The organism is Thermosporothrix sp. COM3, from assembly GCF_059696735.1.
This window is the reverse complement of sequence record NZ_AP019376.1, coordinates 880,253-896,168: the sequence shown is the minus strand read 5'-3', so window position 1 is coordinate 896,168 and position 15,916 is coordinate 880,253. Positions and strand designations below refer to the sequence as shown.

Sequence of the window (15,916 nt, the reverse complement as noted above, 5' to 3'; positions counted from 1 at the left end):
ACAGTGAGATGAGAAGTTCTGGCCGCAAGTCTATAAGGCTTAGAGCTTATTGCTTGCTTACTGTCAGGAGAGATGCGCATGGATATAAAAGCCGCTAAAACGTCGCTTCCTCCCTCGATAACCGCGAAGATCATTCCGGTTGTCGAGAATGCTGTGCAACTGACACAGTTTATGGAACATCCTCAGGTGAAGGCAGTCGTACTACGCCATTGCAATCTGCTCGATCTTGCCCCCCGCATTGAACGGGCGCATCAGCAAGGGCTGCTGGTGTATGTCAATATTGATCAGATTGACGGCGTCCATGCTGATGCCGATGGCCTTGCGTATCTGTCCGAACGCTGTCACGTTCATGGCATCGTCTCTAACAATCCGCGCGTGCTCACTATGGGGAAGGCTCTTCACTTTCAGACGGTCCAGCGCGTTTTTGCCGTTGACTCGACCGGTCTTCAGGCATCGTTAACAACCGTCAATCTGGCCGATGTAGACCTGCTCGATATTTCACCCGCGCTGGTAGTTCCACACTTACAGGAATTTCCATTTCCGCTCCCGTTCCTGGCCTCTGGACTGATCTACACCCCGCAACAGGTGCAGGCGGTTCTCAAAGCCGGAGCACAGGGTGTTGCAGTCAGCCAGGCAGATCTCTGGCCTTGAATGCGCTCGTTGAAACAGGAGAGATAGCATCGACCGCAAGCTATCCAGAGAGCAGATAGGGACGACAGGTACACCTGTTGTCATAGAATGGAAGCGCTGTAGCTTCCCGATACTTTGTACATCGTTGTTAATCAATGTATAGAAAGAAGGACAATGTTGTATGGCTAAGTTCGTGCTTGCCCTTGACCAGGGAACAACCAGTTCACGTGCAATCCTCTTCGATCACGATGGAGCAATCGTGAGCGTTGCACAGCAAGAATTCCCCCAGATTTACCCGGCACCCGGATTGGTTGAGCATAACCCCGAAGATATCTGGTCAAGTCAGTTAGCCGTGGCCCAGGACGTTCTGAAGAAGGCAGGGGCGTCAGTTGCCGACGTGGCGGCTATTGGTATTACCAACCAGCGTGAAACAACCCTTGTCTGGGAAAAAGAGACAGGCAAACCCGTCTGTAACGCAATCGTCTGGCAGAGCCGCCTGACCGCACCTATCTGTGATGAGCTCAAGGCAAAGGGATTTGATCAGGAGATCCGCAAACGCACCGGACTGGTGACGGATGCCTATTTTTCTGGTACAAAAGTCAAATGGATTCTTGATAATGTCCCGGGTGTGCGCGAAAAAGCCGAGCGTGGCGAAGTGCTTTTCGGCACCGTGGATACCTTCCTCATCTGGCGTTTAACCAAAGGACGCGTACATATCACCGACGCAACAAACGCCTCCCGAACCCTTCTCTACAACATCTATGAGGGCGATTGGGATGATGTCATCCTTCAGGAACTGGGTGTTCCTCGCGCCATGTTGCCCGAAGTGCGTCAGTCCAGCGAAATCTACGGCGAGACGGACCCCGAATTTTTCGGCGCGCCGATCAAAATTGCCGGTATCGCGGGCGACCAGCAGGCAGCCACATTCGGTCAGGCCTGCTATGAAGTTGGCATGGCGAAGAACACCTATGGCACCGGCAGCTTCATGCTGATGAACACCGGCGCTCAGGCCGTTCCCTCAAACTGCGGCCTGCTGACTACCATCGCCTGGAAAACCGATAACAAAGTCACCTACGCGCTCGAAGGCAGCATTTTCGTCACTGGCGCAGCCGTGCAGTGGCTGCGTGACGGCCTGAAAGCGATCCATAGCAGCGCAGAAGTCGAGCCGCTGGCCGCGACCGTCGAGGACAATGGTGGGGTCTATCTGGTTCCTGCCTTCGTCGGTCTGGGCGCTCCCCACTGGGATCCCTACGCACGTGGCGCAATTATGGGCCTGACTCGCGGTTCCACGATGGGTCACGTTGCCCGCGCAACGCTTGAGTCCATGTGCTACCAGACCCGCGACGTGCTGGAAGCCATGAGCTCCGATAGCGGCGTTGAGTTGAAGGCGCTGCGCGTTGATGGCGGCGCGGTCGTCAACAACCTGCTCATGCAGTTCCAGGCCGACATTCTCGGCGTTCCTGTCCAGCGGCCGAAAGTGGCCGAAACCACCGCGCTTGGTGCGGCTTATCTGGCAGGTCTGGCCGTTGGCTTCTGGAGCAGCAAGCAGGAAGTGGCCGCCCAGTGGGCCATTGATCGCACCTTTGAGCCGCAGATGAGTGCAGAGAGGCGTGAAGAGCTCTACTCGGGCTGGAAACGCGCCGTTGAGCGCTCTCTGAATTGGGAACAGCGATAATTTTTCGGTTGCGTCAGGCTGGCCTGCAACGCGGGCCGGTCTCCGCATTCCCTTTGTTCAGCGTCTTTTTCTTGTCCTCTTACAGAAACGGAGAAGGTATTTATGGCTAGTATTGCAAAGCGTTCGCCGCTGGCCGGAACCTGGGGCGAGGCCCTCGCCGAGTTTTTCGGCACACTGGTCCTGATTCTGTTCGGTGATGGCTGTGTCGCGACATTCCAGCTCTTCACAAACACTGGCCCGAACGGGGCCGCAACGCCGTTCGCGAACTCATGGGTTGTTATTATCCTGGGTTGGGGTCTGGCAGTCATGCTCGGTATCTACGTTGCAGGCGCGATCAGTGGTGCCCACCTGAACCCGGCAGTAACGATCTCGCAGGCAGTCACCGGGCGGCTTCCCTGGCGGAAAGTCATTCCCTACATCGTGGCGCAGGTTGTTGGCGCGTTCGTTGCCGCAGGGATTCTCTACTTTGTCTACAAAGGTGCGATTGACCACGCACTCGGCGGAAAAGCGCTCGATGCAAACACCGTCAGTCAGGTTGGCGGCGTCTTCTACACCGGGAAGAAGGACTTTGTCGGCGTGTTCGGCGCCTTCGGAACCGAGCTGATCGGCACCGCGCTCCTGGTCGGTCTGATCCTGGCGATTACCGACGGACGCAATCAGCCCGTACAGGCAAACCTGAACCCGATGATCATTGGTTTCCTGATTGTCGCAATCGGTGCATCGTTCGGCCTGAACTCTGGATATGCAATCAACCCTGCCCGTGACTTCGGCCCACGCCTGTGGATGGCGCTGGTAGGCGGTGGCTTCGGGGCACTGAACGACTACACCTGGATTCCTATCGTTGCCCCGATTGTTGGCGGTATCATCGGCGCTCTCATCTATGATTTCTCAATCAGCAAGGTGCTGGCAGCGCGCCATATGGGACAATCTGGCGATACTGAAACAAAAGGCGAGGCTGTACGCGAACGCTCGCACGAGCCGTCTGTCCAATAACAGTTGTCCTCTTTACGCATGCTCGAAGCGTCTGGTTCGCCGGACGCTTCCTTTTTTATCACGAAACATGTTCAAGCAGAACCAAAAAAAAGAGCGCCCGGCATGTTTTCCCCGGGCGTTCTTCGATGTGCTATTTATGCGATAACGAGACCTGTGCCTGTGACGTCGTCGGCTTCAGTTCCTCGCGGAAGGCCTGACTTTTTCTGATTGCCCACTGATAGCGCTCTTCCTGTCGTTGCCGAGCTTGAGCCGTCCAGTTCAACAGCTTGCCCATCTCATCAAGAATGACGGGCAGCGCCTCTTTGCCCTGATCTTCCGAGAAGCCTAGCATAGTGCGCCGGAAGATGAAATCATCAACCATAGTGCAATACTCGGCGGTGATGGCTCGCACAATCTGTGCCCGGATGTCGGGGTAGTTCGGATGAATCCGCTCGGCCAGCTCTGGACGCGTACGCGCAAGCTCAAAGAGATCCAGTGTGTAGAGGCCATAGAGATGCAGCAGGTAATCAATCTGCTGGTCACTCAGGTTCAGCCCGGCACCGGCTCTATAGATCCGCTCTTGCAGCTCACGAAGCATCTTGTCATGGGTACTGCTATGCTCCTGCACACGCGCGCCGGGCAATGGTACTCTGGCCGTCTGAGAGCGCTTTGAGACGCCAAGCTTCTTACAGGCCATGTCAACCGCTTCCTCGGCAATGCCACGATACGCCGTCAGCTTGCCGCCAACTACAGACATAATGCCGTTCAGTCCCTCGGTCTTGCTGAAATCGACCAGCGCATGCTTTCGCGACACCGCTGACTCGCTCACGCCTTCCTTGCGCACCAGCGCCCGCAGGCCCGCCGTTGTGAAGTAGATCTGCTCCCAATCGGCCTCGGGCAGGAAGGTTTCTACCGAGTCGCGCAGGTAGTCGACATCTTCGCCGTTTGCCCGCACCTTATCAGGAGAGTCGTTGTAGTCGGTGTCGGTTGTACCAACCCACGAATAGCCATTCCAGGGAATCACGAAAAAGAGACGGTTATCCTGCTGCGCGAACAACACCAACGCATGGTTACAGGCCGGAGGTGCGGTAAAGTGAATGCCCTTCGTCATGCGCACCCTGTGGCTTGGCTCGTCAAGCAGCTTCGTGGTAAGACCATCGAGCCAGGGACCGGCAGCGTTGATGACCAGTCGCGCCCGAACGTCTGCTGTCTCGCCGCTCTGCTCATTGCGCACCTGCACGCCATAAACCTGATCGCCGCTGCGGAGCAGGCCGGTCACGGTTGTATGATTCCAGATCTGTGCCCCATGTTCGGCGGCATCCAGCACATTTTCAAGCACCAGGCGCTCGGTTGAAGGGATCTGAGCGTCATAATAACAGAGCGCGCCCTGCAAGCCATCCGGGTTCAGCATTGGCTCACGCTGAAGCAACTCCTCCCGATTCCAGAAGGTATGATTGGGCAGGCTCTTATCATACGAAAGCAGATCATACAAAATCATACCTATTTTGAGCTTGGTACGATAAAACCAGTTGCGCGACCAGAGCGGCACCACAAAGCGTAGCGGCTTCACCAGATGCGGAGCGATCCGCAGCAGCTTCTCGCGCTCCCCAAGATCCTGCCGAACCAGCCCAAAGTCAAGCATTTCAAGATAGCGCAGGCCCCCATGAGCCAGACGCGTCGAGGTGGAAGAGGTGCCCGCCGCAAAGTCATCCTTCTCAAAAAGGGCTACTCGCAGGCCACGAAGCGAGGCATCACGAGCAATCCCGGCACCAATCACGCCACCACCGATGACGACAACATCAAATTGTTGTTCTTGCAATTGCGTAAGAGAGGGTTTTTGCATTCTCCCTGTATCTCCTTCTTTTCGCCTTTGAATCCGCCCGAAGCGTAGCGGCAACAATGCACGCTTACGACCCCGAACAACGGCGCAGCATCGCAACAAAACAAAAAAGCCCTAAGCCTTTCTCATCGAATGGCTCAGGACTTCTCAAATCACTGTCCTTGATACATATTCAATTTTCACACTCCGCCTGATGTATAAAAAGCGGAGGATTTTTCACTTCACGCCCATAGCGCCCATCTGCCAGGTAGCAAAGGAACAGCCATGTGTCCAGAAGTGTTTGACAGGGTAAGGTATACCCATATACCGGTTTCCGCCTGTCCGACGGTACCAGCATATTACTCATATCTCAATATTTCATTTTATACTATACCCGAGTCAGGGCCCTTCTGTCAAGGCCCGGTCAACCTTCGCCCTGGAATGACGCTTGCACATATGTGATTCTGAGCGCGTTTCCCGGCACGTATCCACGATCTTATTTATGAAATATGCTGCATAAGCAGTGGAATTTTCTCTACTACCAGTCGTTCCGCTTTCCTCCACATGAACCTGTTGAGCAACGGAATAGCCCAAAATGGTTGAGTTTCCCCCGAATGAAACTGATCGGGGCAATTATCGCGTACCATGTAGTAAATGGCTTTTATTTGAAAGCCAGAATGCTTATATAAATGGAGGAAACAAGAGGATGGCAGAGACCGCCTATTGTGTAAAGTGCAAAGAGAAACGTGAGATGAAGGATGCTCATCAGATCACGATGAAAAATGGTCGCCCCGCCATGCAAGGTGCTTGTGTCGTCTGCGGCACCAAGCTGACCCGTATCATGGGTGGCAGCGCCAAACAGTAAAAAGCACTCACCTCGGATTCGGTAGCCCCCGAATGTCTGCATTTCGAGGGCTTCTGAGCCGGTGTACCCGCTGCTCTCGGTATGAGAGCAGCGTTTTTATAGCTTGCTTCTTGCGATTTATTTCCCGCTGGCAAGCTTCAGGCTGAACTCAGTCCGCTTCGCGAACTGGCGATACCCCACCCGCCGAAAAGTACGCGCCATCGGCTCATTCTTGATATCGGTATCGGCTCGCAGCACATGCGCCCCGGCATCAATCAGTGTTTGCGTGCCCTGCACAAGCAAATCATATCCGTATCCCTGACCACGATGCGCGGGCAGCACGCCGATATAGGCGATCGTCCCAAACGCAGGCGCCAGAGCAGGTAGCACAAAACCTGCAAGCGTTCCATCCGGCACATAGGCCACCTTCCACCATTGCGGCTTGTACTCCATACTTTGCATATCCTCAAAGAACATGCGCGCCTGTTCCCTTGCCCCCAGAAGCTCCCGCTCTTGCTGGATATAGCGATCAAAGGTATGGGCCGAAGCCTGCTCAATCGCATCGATAAAAACGGCTTCCCCGACCTCATCCAGTGAGCGAAACACCAGACGATCGGGCACCAGAGGGAGGGCACCAGCGGAGCGCTCAAAGCGCATGGTCACGCGATCCAGGCGAAAGGAAAGCCGCTGAAAAAGCTCCTTTCTCCGCTCGGGCGCATACTGCCACTGGGGAGAGCAGGCGGGCTCATCGATCACAAGATCAATCATCTTCGCGCCAAGCGATCGCATTTGTGGGAGCAGCAGAGCAAAAAGGTGCTCTCCGAGGGTATATACGTCCTCACGCTCCCAGGGCAGCGAGAGCAGAACCAGACTGGCAGGGACATGCTGTGAGGGAAGTTTCCAGAAGGCGACGGTACCAATCAGTGAGCCCGCATCCTCGACCAGAAAACACCAGTCAAGGCGCATCGAATCGCGTGCGAGCATATTTTCAACATAGCGCCGCACATCCTCCACATGCTCAGAGGGGACGGCAAGCTGAAGAAATGTCTCCAACTGCTCTGAAGTCAGGGGATGTAATTTCATGTTTTTGCTCCTTGTGTGAAGAACAATAGTAACTCGATCTGAGGTTTAGCTGATGCAAAATCATGACTATCACCCCCTTTTCTGTACTTCTCGTTTTTGAGAATTATTTCGTCGAGCATACCAGAAAAACACTACACCGTCAAGCAAGCGGGAAAAACACGATGTAGCGTTATCAATGAAGACGCCTGCCAGTATCCTGAGCGGATCAAACGGCTATCCCTCAATCCGGTACCAGCCATTACCCTTGACGCAGCTTTTACCAACATGAATCAGCTCGCCCCAGGCCAGCAGCTCCCGAAAAGGGATGAGTTCACCCGTAAAGGTCACGCGCCCGACAAAGCCCCCAAGCGGCGTCTTGCGCCCGAGCCGCCGGGAGTAGCTTTTCAGATCATCCCAGTATGTCGCATCCTCGCAACATATCACCTCCTCTGCACGCGCCAACAATTGCCGCCGCTCCTCTGAACTCATACGTGCATATGACGACTCCACGCCCTCGCCATACGCCTCTTCAAGTGCAATCAGGCGCTCAAGCAAGCGCTGCACCAGAGGGCGAAAGGTCGGACGCCGCACCAGATGCTCCTTATCCACGATGCGGGTTGGCGTCAGAAAATGCACGGTCAGGCGCTCGGGGTGAAACTGCTCCGCGCGAGCCCGGACATCCTCCGCTGTGATAGCAAGCGCCGGCTGCACCGCTACAACCGTTCCCCTCTCATACAGCAATTGACGCTCTCCAGTAAAGAGGTGATGGCTCTCGACCGTGCAAACCTCAAAGCGTCCCCGCCTGCCCTCAAGCTCCTGTATGCGCTTGCCCACGCCCGCCGCCTCGATGCCGGGCACAGCTATCATGATATAGGGCAGCAGCCGAATAATCGAGCCAAAGAGCGTCATCCCAAAGCGAAAGCGCTCACCCGTCTCATAACGACGCGCACCCTCGAGCGGCGGCATCATCAGGTAAGGGCGAGGCACGTCACGTCCCCAGGTATTTTCCTCACGCAGGGGCGCCACCAGCGCGCTTACCGGGCAAGCCGTGTGCAACTCACAGGCAGCGCAGGAAGGCGAGGCCTTATTCGTACAAAAGCGCCTCCATACCGACTCATAGACATTACCACGTAATGCCGCGCCACAATGCTCGTCGGTCTCAAGCGGCGTGACCGTTTCAGTTGTAAACGAAAGATGATAGACAGTCAGACTCCGAGCCATAGTATCGCCTCACACTCTCTCTTCTTGATCAAGCCGTTTTTTCAGTATACAACGCTCAAGAGAGAGAAGGGGATATTCATGGCGAAAAGTCATATCCAGCCGAAGAAACTGGCCTGTCAGCACAAAAGAAGAGGGAGTACCTGTCGTACTCCCTCAAAACTTCTCTTAGAGCTATTGAATCGAAATGATCTCCCATGCATCAACATCAAGCAAGCCCAGATCAGTGATTTTCAGCTTCGGCACCACGCTCAGGGCCAGGAATGACAGGAAGCCGAACGGATGCGAGATCCCGACGCCCATTTCGGCAACCTTGCGATCAAGCTGCTCCAGTTTCTCGGCAACCTCCTCCACAGGCAACGGCGACATAATGCCCGCGACTGGCAGCGGCAAGCTATCAACCACCTGCCCATTGTCCACAATCACCAGACCGCCCTGTAGCCGCTCAATCTCGCGGACCGCCAGCGCCATATCTTCGTCATTGCAGCCAACCACCACAATATTATGTGCGTCATGGGCCACAGAAGAGGCGATAGCGCCCGATTTCAGCCCCAGACCATGCAGCAGACCGACCCCAACGCGTCCACGGCCATAGCGCTCAACGACGGCGATTTTGAGCAGATCGCGTTCCGGCTCGGACGGCAACACACCATCCCGGGCAGTGACATCAAGCAAGAGATCTTCCGTCACAATCTGATCTTTCACCAGACCGATCACATGGGCTTTGCCGCTAGAGCCAGACAGGCGCAGCCGCTCAACGCTGAAATCACGCAGTTGCACCGTCTTCCCGACCGTTTCTTCCCAGTTGGCGGGCAGCGCAGGAGCCTCAAAGAGCGCAACACCATTCTCTGCAATCAGCTCACCACCGACATAGACCTGACGCGGACGGAAGTCATGCAGATCAGGTACAACCAGCAGATCAGCCAGATAGCCGGGAGCAATCGCACCGCGATCACGGAAGCCAAAATAGGTCGCGGGATGCAGGCTGCACATCTTGATCGCCTGAAGCGGATCAAGTCCCTTTTTGACCGCCAGCCGAATGATATGATCCAGGTCGCCATCACGCAGCAGGTCGCCAGGAGTACGATCATCAGCGACAAAGCCAGAGCGCTCCGGCAGATGTTCCAGCACAACCGGGAGCAGATCATCCAGGTTGCGCGTTGAGCCCTCACGAATCCAGAGCCACATACCCAGGCGCACCTTTTCCAGAGCCTCCTGAGCCGAAACCGCTTCATGGTCAGCCTCAACCCCGGCAGCGACATAGCCGCAAAGATCCAGCCCGCAGAGCTCGGGCGAGTGTCCATCAACCGCCAGACCACGCTGTGCGAACTTGCCCGGCTTCCCGAGCTCGATCATATCAAGCAGCACCTTGTCGCCCTCAAGCACACCAGGATAGTTCATCACCTCGCCCACAGAGGCAATTCGGGGCTCACCAGCAATCTCGCTGTAATCCTCGGCCTTCAGTGACGCACCAGCATTCTCAAACGGGCTTGCGGGCACACAGGAAGGCAGCGTGAACATCAAGCGCAACGGAATCCCTTTCGCAGCCTCAAGCATCCAGCGCATGCCCACCATACCGGATACATTGGCAATCTCGTGCGGGTCGCTGATACAGGTTGTCGTGCCGTGTGGTGCAAGCGCCCGGGCAAACTCACCCGGAACCAGCAGCGCATCTTCAACATGCGTGTGAGCCTCGATCAACCCGGGAACCAGATACTGTCCCTCCAGATCAATCACGCGCTCGCCGTTGTACGCGCCCTGCGGGCCAACACCAGCAATATAGCCCTTCCAGACCGCAACGTCCGCCTCATAGATCTCGTTGGTAAAGACATTCACAATGCGACCGTTCCGAAATACCAGATCGGCCGGGTGCTTGCCACGCGCCACCTGAATCAGGGTGCGACGCTCCGCAGTGGAAAGCTGTACCCCATAGACCGAACAAGCATAGGTGAAAGTATTCCCCATAAAAATACGTATTGCCTTTCTAGCAATTGTTTCTTTCAACTAGGAGAGCTGGAAGATGCCTACCTGCATATCTTCCTTGCCAAGCGCAAGCATGTACGTGCCGGTCGGGCCTGCACTCGCGCTCACACTCACAGGAAGCTGCAACGCATGGAGCGGTGTCCCCGGTACAGGATTGCGTGTGCTCCAGAAGCGGAGCGTGCGGTCAGCACCGATAGTTGCAAGCCAGTTCGCCTGACGAGGATCCCAGAAGACGCCCACCACTTCTCGCGCATGGCCCCGTAACTGAGCAAGCAACTGGCCGTTTTGGGTACTCCACAGGCAAACGCGCTGATCTTTCTTCCCGGCCACCGTTGCCAGAAATGAGCCATCAGGACTCCACGAAATGGTACGAATCTCGTCGCTATGTTCAACAAGGCTGAAGACACGGTTTCCGCTCACCGGATCCCACACATATACCGCCTGATCGGCTCCTCCCGAGGCCACAAATCGACCGTCAGGAGACCAGGAAAGCGCGGTGACGCCGCCACGACCATGAGCAATCCAGGCCGCCAGCACATCGCCACCCATCTGCCAGATCCGAATAGCGCGATCAGCGCCACCCGTCGCAAGATAGGTGCCATCCTGCGACCAGCACAGAGCCGGGATTGCGCCATCATGCCCGAGCCAGGCCGCCCGCGCACGAGCAGACACAACCGGGGCAAGCGCGTCCCAGAGCCGCACCGTTCCATCAGCGGATGTCGATGCCAGCACTTCCCCCTGCGGAGACCATTCCAGCGCCAGCACCTTCGCCGTGTGGCCGCTCAGCATGCCAAGCGGCGTGCCAATGCGCTGCCTGATACGCCAGAGGCGAATGTTTGGATCATCGCAGGCCGAAGCAAGGTGCGTGCCATCGCTGGCCCAGGCCATCGTGCGAATCGGTGATGTGTGTCCCGGAAGCTGGCAGAGCTCGATAATCTTCTGCGGCGGCCCCACAACCTGCTTGCGGAAGCTGGACGCGAGTTCCTGAGAAGAGGAGCGCGTCTGTACCGGAAAGGCCATCGGCCCGCTTGTACTCTTTCGTCCCTCGACAGCCTGATGAAGGGCCTGCGCGAAGACGCTGACGCGCGGGAAGCGGTCATATCCCGAGGGCATCAGGGCTCGCTGCAATATTTCATCAATCTGGGGCGGAAGGTCAGCGCGGAACTCCCTCAGTGGACGATAGAGCACGCCTGACATGCTTCTTCCGGGCATAGGAAGCGCCCCCGAAAAGGGATGCGCGCCACTGAACAACTGATACGCGAGCAACGCCAACGCGGCAATATCAGCGGTTGGGTCAATCTGCCCGAACGATAGCGCCTCTCGGGCGAGCAGCAGGTTATAGAAATCACTCAACTGCACCTTCGATGGCGTAACAACCAGACAGTTTTCAGGCTTGATTCGCCCATGCTCAATCCCCTGATCGTGGGCATATTGCAAGCCCTCGGCAAGCTGACGCATCAGGTTTGCAACCATCCCCGTAGGAAGCCGCCGGTCCTGTCGGGTATAGGGCCACAGGTTTCCTCGCTCCTCGAAGGGAACAAGCAAGTACAGGGTGTTATCATTTTCAACCAGTCCCCCGGCCACAATCGGGTGAATGTAGGGGTGTTTCAACTGAACCAGTCGTTCAACCTGAGGAATAGCGTCGGGACGGGGTGAACGCAACACCTTTATCAATACTTTATCATATAGAGGAAGGCTGCTTCCTACCTCGGGCATTACTACAGCGCCATAGAGATCAGCCACAGAGGAGCGACCAAGCAATGTGGTCACTCTCCAGCGATCAAATCGGGCTCCATGCAAAAGATAACCGCAGCCGGGAAACATGCATATTCTGCTCCCCGGCATAGCATATTCGTTGCGATGAGCACCTTGAGGATTCAGACACATCATCATGATCTAGATGCTATCCTCTCTCTTACCAGCATTGAATGCACTCCCTCATAAACACGGCTTATCTGCCGCCAATCAGTCGGCCTTCAACCCCATCGGGATGCGAGGGTTGATGATAGAGATCTACCTGCTGGCGCAACTCCTGCATCAACTGCTGCATATTCGCAAGCCTGCGCTCGAAAAGCTGAACGCCCTCCTGAAGTGCTATCGCCTGCTCTCGCGAGAAGCTTCCACTCTGCAATACCTGCTTCAAGCGCTGAATTACCTCGGCGGTCATCAGGCAATTCTTCTGCGCCAGATCAGCCAGATCGCGCAAGCGGCCAAAACGCATTGTCAGGCGATTCTGCAAACGCATGACAGCCAGCAGCGCATGACCCGTTGAACGACCACTCCGAGCGGTGGGAAGCGATACGGTCACGTTTCCTTCGCTCAGATTCTCCAGCACGCGATTGAGCAAGGTCGCTTCCTGCTCCAGCGTCTTATTGACCTGCGCATACTGAGCCCAGCGGTTCATACGCTCAATCAGCAGGTTCAGACTGTGAGCGACAGGGGCCAGCGGTCCCTCAGCCTCCGCTCGTGTACTGAGATCTCCTTTTGCCAGTTGTGCATGCACTGCCTGAATGTTTTCGATACCGGCACGCAGCTCCTCATACTGCTCCGCACGCATGCTTGTATTCAGCAGGTCTTGCTGACTCTGCTGGAAAGCCTGCTGTGATTGGTCCAGAGCCGTGCGCAAGCGCTCATTCAGCAGCATGTTATCGATGATCGTCAATATCTGACGCACAAGCGGGAAGAGCAAGAGTGCGGCACAGACAATAAACACCTGCACAAACGGCGCGTTGCCGGGGATCGCCACACCGAAGATCAGCAGCGCACAGGTCAGCACAGCCAGGAGCGTCGGGGCAATTGCCCGGCTGACGGCACTCACAGTGCTGAGTCTGCCAGACGTTGAAGCATCCTCAACGCGCTGCCCGGTCAGCGAGGCAAGGTCGCGTGTGTACTCATAGGCGGCCAGGGCCAGAAACAGCCAGCTCATTGGCCAACCAATATCCTGTATCAGGCCTGTATGGTAGGTACCCACCATCTGAAGATAGCCATACAGGAAGTCGGTAATAGCCAGCCAGGTAACACCAATCGTCAACCAGCGAATCGAGGAGCGCAGCGTATGCCCACCTGAGATGCCGAACAACAGCAGAGCCGCTGCGATACAGAGCGACAGGTCACCGATCGGGTAGGCAAGGCTGACAATCTTGGCATTGAGCGAACCACTTAACACCGCGATTCTTGGTCCGAGCACAAAATACCAGGAGATAGCAACAATAGAGGCAACAGCAATACCGGCATCAATCAGCAGACGCGTTCGCTGTGCCCCTGAACTGCTACGCGGAATCAGCAGCGCCACACCCACCCAGCTCAAAGGATACACCAGAATGTAGAAGATATCATAAGCGGCAGGATAAGGCAGAAGTTCAGAAGGAACCGAGAAATCATACCAGGTCCAGATAGCCTGTCCAATTGCATACGAGGTGATAGCAGCACCAATGAAGGTCCAGGCAATCCAACCGCGCCCGGTCATTACCCCTGGCGAGGTTTGATGAGCCTTACGCACCTTGAAGAGGGCCACATAGAGGCTGGTTACCGCACCAATCACGGCGCCAGTCAGCACAAACAGGTCACTGATACCGCGCAGGACTGTATTTTGCGTAATATCACTGCGCGTTTGCAGAAAAATCAGATAGGCCAGGAACAGGATAAAGAAAGCGCCCATAAACCAGAGATGCCGCACAATAAAGTGACGAGGCACTGCACCGGCAGCTCCTCTTCCGGGCAAGGGAGGCGCTTTGGGGGCAGAGAACTGGCCGCCACCCGGGCGCAAGGGTGCCTGAGGGGCGCGATCCTGTCCGTTTTGTGGGTTAAACATACGTACAGCTCTCCTTGAGCAGATACACAAAAAGCTGAGAACGTCAATTTACAAAACAAGCGTACACATTTCAGGAAAAGGCTATGTAAAAAATATTGATGTAATAGGAGTTTTTTTATCATTGGAAGAAATGCCATATTACACATTTTACCATTACTCTAGCCTCCCTCATAGTTTACACCCTTAACAGAATGCCTGCAAACTATCATTTTTGTCAAGAATAGGGGGAAATTCGTATCTACCTATCCCGAAGTACCCATTGCAATAATACCAATATACTGGTACTATGTATTGTGACGGCTCTTCATAACCCTGAAGAATGCCTGCTAATTTGTAAACTCTTTTTCTCTATGCTGTCTATCCAGTATCATTTGACTTATGAACTTTTTGTTCATTTGACGGGCTGATTCGAGTATCGGGCTTCTACTTTCCGTAGAAGTCGGGATGCGCGTTCTGTCCTCATCATTTTCATTACTGGCATTTCTAAGTATTTAGAAAGGCGTGTTGCACGTAACCATGTCTAGCATTTCATCGGAAAAGACCCCGGAAAAATCGACAGCATTCGAGGCAATCGGCATTGAGCGAGTGCCTGAAGATGATCGTCAGCATACGCAACTCCGGGATACCATGTGGATCTGGCTTTCCTCAAACGCGGTCGTCGCTACGGTTGCTATCGGAATGCTGAATATTTATTACGGGCTTGGTTTCTGGCTGTCGCTGGCCGTGATCCTGGTCTTTAACGCACTGGCAGTTATTCCGGTCTCCTTTATGACGACGCTTGGTCCCAAGACCGGCCTTGCCCAGATCCCGCTGGCTCAGTTCTCCTTCGGTCCCTACGTGATCAAACTGCCCGCCCTGCTCAACTGTCTGGCGTGTATCGGTTGGAGCGCCGTCAACGCCTCACTCGGTGCAGACCTGATCGTCTCAGTGACCGGAAACGCAATTCCCTGGTGGGTTGCCCTGCTCTGTATCATCGTTATCGTTGCTCTTATCAGTATTTTCGGCTACTTTATCGTCCACAGTTTTGAGCGCTTCGCCTGGATTCCCGTCATCGCCATTTACCTCTACATCGCCATCGCTGCGGCTCCCCACTTCAACATCAACCAGCCAATGACTGCTCAGGGTGGCATGATGATTTTCTCGGGGATCCTGACATTTGGTGGCGCAATCTTCGGAAACGCGATCGGTTGGTCCTCCTACGCGGCGGACTACACCCGCCACATGCCCGCCTCCGCCTCATCACGCAGGGTCTTCACCTACTCATTTCTGGGTATCATGATTCCCTGTGTCCTGCTTGAGGTCATCGGTCTGCTGCTCACCACGGGCGTCAAGGGGGATACGGTCGGCGATCTGGTCATCAACGCGCTCGGGCAGAACGCTCTCACCACAGTCGTGCTACTGCTGCTCGCACTCAGCGTGATCGCGAACAACGTGCTCAGTGACTACAGCTTCGGCCTATCGATGCAGGTGCTCGGCCTGAAATCGGTCAAGCGCTGGATTCTCACTGCGGTTGGTGCGCTGGCCTACACCGGACTGGCGTTCGTCCTGCACGGCAACTTCAGCCTGAATTTGCAGGGCTTCCTGCTGCTGATCGCCTACTGGCTTGGTGTCTGGACCCCGATCATCCTGATCGAGCACGCAATGCGCAAGGGAGCATATCCCATCGAGGATTGCGACAACCCGAGCAAGCTTCCGGTTGGTATCGCGGCTCTTGTCACCTTCATCATCAGCATTGGTATCGCCGTCCTGGGAATCAACCAAGCATCGGTGATCGGCTACGAGGGACCGCTATCCCATCTGCTGGCCGACGCGGACATCGGGTTCCCGCTGGCCGTGATCGTCGCTTCCATTCTGTACTATCCGCTGCGCAAGATGGAAAAAGCGAAGTTTGGTCGCTAACGC

Annotated in this window: 11 protein-coding genes; 5 read left to right on the top strand and 6 right to left on the bottom strand. The window is 55.5% G+C overall.

Annotation, left to right across the window (positions count from 1 at the left end):
* Positions 1 to 78: 78 nt before the first annotated feature.
* The 3 genes from KTH_RS03840 to KTH_RS03830 all read left to right on the top strand — a co-directional run bounded on the left by KTH_RS03840 (position 79) and on the right by KTH_RS03830 (position 3,298).
* The gene (locus tag KTH_RS03840; protein WP_170142704.1) at positions 79 to 651 is read left to right on the top strand and encodes a glycerol-3-phosphate responsive antiterminator; all 573 of its coding nucleotides are present in this window, start codon (positions 79 to 81) and stop codon (positions 649 to 651) included.
* Positions 652 to 811: 160 nt separating this feature from the next.
* Complete coding sequence (gene glpK / locus KTH_RS03835) at positions 812 to 2,305, top strand: glycerol kinase GlpK (RefSeq protein ID WP_111323840.1); 1,494 nt, start codon at positions 812 to 814, stop codon at positions 2,303 to 2,305.
* 102 nt (positions 2,306 to 2,407) lie between these two features.
* Positions 2,408 to 3,298, top strand: a complete 891-nt coding sequence (locus KTH_RS03830) for an MIP/aquaporin family protein (RefSeq protein WP_111323841.1) — start codon at positions 2,408 to 2,410, stop codon at positions 3,296 to 3,298.
* 130 nt (positions 3,299 to 3,428) lie between these two features.
* On the opposite strand, the gene glpD is transcribed toward KTH_RS03830, so the two are convergent.
* The gene (glpD, locus tag KTH_RS03825; RefSeq protein WP_111323842.1) at positions 3,429 to 5,120 is read right to left on the bottom strand and encodes a glycerol-3-phosphate dehydrogenase; all 1,692 of its coding nucleotides are present in this window, start codon (positions 5,118 to 5,120) and stop codon (positions 3,429 to 3,431) included.
* 682 nt (positions 5,121 to 5,802) lie between these two features.
* Between glpD and KTH_RS03820 the strand changes: the two genes are divergently transcribed.
* Positions 5,803 to 5,961, top strand: a complete 159-nt coding sequence (locus KTH_RS03820; protein WP_170142705.1) for a DUF5679 domain-containing protein — start codon at positions 5,803 to 5,805, stop codon at positions 5,959 to 5,961.
* A gap of 117 nt (positions 5,962 to 6,078) precedes the next feature.
* Here the strand turns inward: KTH_RS03820 and KTH_RS03815 are convergent, their stop codons facing one another.
* From KTH_RS03815 to KTH_RS03795, 5 genes are all read right to left on the bottom strand, one after another.
* Positions 6,079 to 7,023 carry a GNAT family N-acetyltransferase gene (locus KTH_RS03815; protein ID WP_111323843.1) on the bottom strand — a complete coding sequence of 315 codons (945 nt, stop codon included), beginning with the start codon at positions 7,021 to 7,023 and terminating at the stop codon, positions 6,079 to 6,081.
* Between the two features lie 213 nt (positions 7,024 to 7,236).
* Entirely contained in the window at positions 7,237 to 8,223 is a 987-nt protein-coding gene (cas6, locus tag KTH_RS03810; protein ID WP_111323844.1) for a CRISPR system precrRNA processing endoribonuclease RAMP protein Cas6, read from the bottom strand.
* A gap of 171 nt (positions 8,224 to 8,394) precedes the next feature.
* Positions 8,395 to 10,185 (bottom strand): adenine deaminase, encoded by a 1,791-nt coding sequence (ade, locus tag KTH_RS03805; protein ID WP_497616532.1) that lies wholly within the window; start codon positions 10,183 to 10,185, stop codon positions 8,395 to 8,397.
* Between the two features lie 39 nt (positions 10,186 to 10,224).
* Complete coding sequence (locus tag KTH_RS03800) at positions 10,225 to 12,027, bottom strand: protein kinase family protein (RefSeq protein WP_170142706.1); 1,803 nt, start codon at positions 12,025 to 12,027, stop codon at positions 10,225 to 10,227.
* A gap of 127 nt (positions 12,028 to 12,154) precedes the next feature.
* Entirely contained in the window at positions 12,155 to 14,014 is a 1,860-nt protein-coding gene (locus tag KTH_RS03795; protein ID WP_111323847.1) for a hypothetical protein, read from the bottom strand.
* A gap of 516 nt (positions 14,015 to 14,530) precedes the next feature.
* Between KTH_RS03795 and KTH_RS03790 the strand changes: the two genes are divergently transcribed.
* Positions 14,531 to 15,913, top strand: coding sequence for a purine-cytosine permease family protein (locus KTH_RS03790; RefSeq protein ID WP_497616530.1), 1,383 nt, complete (start codon positions 14,531 to 14,533; stop codon positions 15,911 to 15,913).
* Positions 15,914 to 15,916: the final 3 nt, after the last annotated feature.

What these genes read in the sequence shown, in the direction of transcription:
- KTH_RS03840 (WP_170142704.1), top strand. Translation starts at nt 79, where the DNA reads ATGGATATAAAAGCCGCTAAAACGTCGCTTCCTCCCTCGATAACCGCG.
- glpK (WP_111323840.1), top strand. Translation starts at nt 812, where the DNA reads ATGGCTAAGTTCGTGCTTGCCCTTGACCAGGGAACAACCAGTTCACGT.
- KTH_RS03830 (WP_111323841.1), top strand. Translation starts at nt 2,408, where the DNA reads ATGGCTAGTATTGCAAAGCGTTCGCCGCTGGCCGGAACCTGGGGCGAG.
- glpD (WP_111323842.1), bottom strand. Translation starts at nt 5,120, where the DNA reads ATGCAAAAACCCTCTCTTACGCAATTGCAAGAACAACAATTTGATGTT.
- KTH_RS03820 (WP_170142705.1), top strand. Translation starts at nt 5,803, where the DNA reads ATGGCAGAGACCGCCTATTGTGTAAAGTGCAAAGAGAAACGTGAGATG.
- KTH_RS03815 (WP_111323843.1), bottom strand. Translation starts at nt 7,023, where the DNA reads ATGAAATTACATCCCCTGACTTCAGAGCAGTTGGAGACATTTCTTCAG.
- cas6 (WP_111323844.1), bottom strand. Translation starts at nt 8,223, where the DNA reads ATGGCTCGGAGTCTGACTGTCTATCATCTTTCGTTTACAACTGAAACG.
- ade (WP_497616532.1), bottom strand. Translation starts at nt 10,185, where the DNA reads ATGGGGAATACTTTCACCTATGCTTGTTCGGTCTATGGGGTACAGCTT.
- KTH_RS03800 (WP_170142706.1), bottom strand. Translation starts at nt 12,027, where the DNA reads ATGTTTCCCGGCTGCGGTTATCTTTTGCATGGAGCCCGATTTGATCGC.
- KTH_RS03795 (WP_111323847.1), bottom strand. Translation starts at nt 14,014, where the DNA reads ATGTTTAACCCACAAAACGGACAGGATCGCGCCCCTCAGGCACCCTTG.
- KTH_RS03790 (WP_497616530.1), top strand. Translation starts at nt 14,531, where the DNA reads ATGTCTAGCATTTCATCGGAAAAGACCCCGGAAAAATCGACAGCATTC.